The organism is Gammaproteobacteria bacterium, assembly GCA_028817225.1.
In the GTDB taxonomy this organism is placed as follows: Bacteria; Pseudomonadota; Gammaproteobacteria; order Poriferisulfidales; family Oxydemutatoraceae; genus Oxydemutator.
On the sequence record JAPPQC010000040.1, the window covers coordinates 1 to 2686 of the forward strand.

General features: G+C 64.3%; 4 protein-coding genes. All 4 read left to right on the plus strand.

What is annotated here, in order from left to right; genetic code table 11:
• Positions 1–205 precede the first annotated feature (205 nt).
• Complete coding sequence (locus OXU50_05515) at positions 206–949, plus strand: glycosyltransferase family protein (GenBank protein ID MDD9869332.1); 744 nt, start codon at positions 206–208, stop codon at positions 947–949.
• Positions 946–1998 carry a UDP-2,4-diacetamido-2,4,6-trideoxy-beta-L-altropyranose hydrolase gene (gene pseG / locus OXU50_05520; GenBank protein MDD9869333.1) on the plus strand — a complete coding sequence of 351 codons (1053 nt, stop codon included), beginning with the start codon at positions 946–948 and terminating at the stop codon, positions 1996–1998. The genes OXU50_05515 and pseG overlap by 4 nt, the downstream gene beginning before the upstream one ends.
• Positions 1995–2489 carry a UDP-4-amino-4,6-dideoxy-N-acetyl-beta-L-altrosamine N-acetyltransferase gene (pseH, locus tag OXU50_05525; protein ID MDD9869334.1) on the plus strand — a complete coding sequence of 165 codons (495 nt, stop codon included), beginning with the start codon at positions 1995–1997 and terminating at the stop codon, positions 2487–2489. Before pseG ends, pseH begins: the two co-directional genes overlap by 4 nt.
• Positions 2486–2686 (plus strand): hypothetical protein (locus tag OXU50_05530; GenBank protein MDD9869335.1); only part of this gene is annotated, 201 nt, incomplete at its 3' end. The genes pseH and OXU50_05530, both read left to right, overlap by 4 nt.

Sequence of the window (2686 nt, forward strand, 5' to 3'; positions counted from 1 at the left end):
CGCGGGCGCGACGGCCTGATGTGGAAGGCGAATTTCCCGAAACTGTACCTCGACGAATTCGCGGACCTGAAACTGGTCAAGGAAAGAAAAATCCGCTACCGCGACAGCGACAACCGCGACAGCGACAACCGCGACATCATGTTTCTGCTTGAGAAAACCGGCGCGGCGGGCCGCTGAACCCGCCGCCGCCCTTCCGCCCCGACAGATGCAGATACTGACCCTGCTCCAGGCGCGCACCACCTCCACCCGCCTGCCGGGGAAAGTGCTGAAACCCGTTCTCGGCGAGCCGATGATGCAGCGCCAGATTGAGCGCACCCGGGGCGCACGCAACATCGGCAAACTGGCCGTCGCCACCAGTGACCAGCCGTCGGACGACGCCATCGAAGAGTTGTGCTCGTCGCTGCATCTGGACTGCTTTCGCGGCAGCCTTGAAGATGTCCTCGACCGTTATCACCGGGCGGCCCTGCGCCACGAACCGCAACACATTGTCCGCATGACCTGCGATTGCCCGTTGATGGACCCGCGAATCGTGGACGACACCATCGAGCGGCATCTGCAAGAGGAAAACGACTACACATCCGCCGGCCACGACTCCGGCTACCCGCGCGGCCTGAATGTCGAGGTCATGCGCCGCGCCGCGCTGGAAACGGCGTGGCGCGAAGCGCGCTCGCCGGATGACCGCGAGCATGTCACCCCTTACATCAAGCACCGCCCCGAACAATTTCGCATCGGGCGCCTTGTTTCTCCGACGGATTACTCGAACATGCGCTGGACTGTGGACACCGCGGACGACCTCGCTTTTGTCACGCGGGTTTATCAGGCCCTGTACCCGAACAACCCCCGCTTCACAATGGAGGATGTTCTGCGACTGTTGCGGAAACACCCCGACCTGGCGGCCATCAACGCGCAGGCAGCGCCGGCGCCGGCGCGGCGGCAAAGCGGATTGTGAACATCGTCATCCGCACCGACGCCTCGGCGGCCATCGGCAGCGGTCATGTCATGCGCTGCCTGACGCTGGCCGGCGCGCTGCGCGAGCGCGGCGCCGAAGTGCGGTTTGTGTGCCGCGCGCACGAAGGCCATCTGGCCGGCCTCATCCACGCCGAAGAACACGCTTGCACACTGCTCGACACGGGCGGCGCCGGTGCGATGCGGCGCGACGACGCCGCCGAAACCGCGAACGCCATCCAGCAAACCGGGCCGTGCGACTGGCTGATTGTGGATCACTACTCCCTCGACCATCAATGGGAAACGACGATACGCCCGCATGCAAAAAAAATCATGGTCATTGACGATTTGGCAAACCGCCGACACGAATGCGACCTGCTGCTGGACTATCTGTGCACCCGGCGCCCGCAACACTACCAGTCATTGACGCCACCCGCGTGCCGCCTGCTGCTCGGCGCCGCCTACACTCCGTTGCGCTCCGAATTCGCCGAACTGCGCGCCGCGACACTGGCGCGCAGGGAAAAGACAACCGAAGTCGGCAACCTGCTGGTGACCTTCGGCGGCGCCGACCCGGGCAACCTGACCGGCGCCGTGCTGCGGCAACTGGCCGCTGCCGCCCTGCCGGACGGCATCGCAGTGGATGTCGTCCTCGGCGCGGCCTTTCCACAATGCGCGGAAATTGAAAAAGCCGCCGCCGCACTGCCGGCGCCAACCACCGTTTCCGTCGCAGTCAGCGACATGGCGAAACGCATCAGCCGCGCCGACCTCGCCATCGGCGCCGCCGGCGTGACCGCCTGGGAACGCTGCTGTCTCGGCCTGCCCTCCATCACAATCGTCGCCGCAGAAAACCAACTGGCCAACGCCGACGCGCTTGAACGGGAGCGCATCGGCATCACACTTCGTCAAGAACACCGGGACGGCGATTTCCACGCCGCGCTGCAACAGGCGCTGCACGACCACCAATGGCGCCGTGAGACCGCCGCCCGCGCCAGTCGCCTTGTGGACGGACAAGGCGCCGGCAAAGTCGCCGACGCGCTGATGCAACCGCAATGAACGCCAGCCTGCGCCCGGTAACCGAGGCCGACCTGCAAGACCTGCTGCGGTGGCGCAACCACCCGCGCGTGCGCCGGGCGATGGTCACAAAGCACCGCATTTCAGCGGAGGAACACGCCGCCTGGTGGCAAAAAACCCGCGCCGACAAGACCAAACAATGGCGTATTTATGAGGAGAACGGCGAGCCGCTGGCGGTGGCCTCCTTCTTCCGTCTCGACGCCGGCGAAAAAACCGGCTGGTGGGGGTTTTACCTGTGCGACTACTCGGAACAAAACGCCGCCGGGCGCGCGCCCCTTGCGCGGCGCGTGATACAAAGCGTCATCTGCCACGCCGCCGAAGAACTGAAACTGTGCCGTCTGCTGTGCGAGGTTTTCAAGGACAACCTCCCGGCCCGGCGCCTGTACGAAGAACACGGATTCCGCGAATCCCGCGTCGCGCCAAGCGCACCGAACATCGGCCTGGTGGTGATGGAACTGCAACTGACGCCGTGAACACAAACGCCGAATTGCCGGCCAACCCGACGACAGCCTTCATACAAATCCCCATCACAAAACTCCAATATGGCATGAAAATTGGAGTTTCCGACTCCAAAATGACCGACAAAATGGAGTCTTCGCCGCCATTTTCGCCCTGTGAACGGTGCTACAATGCCCGCGCCGGGCCATTCATGCCCGTCCAGCGCAATGCC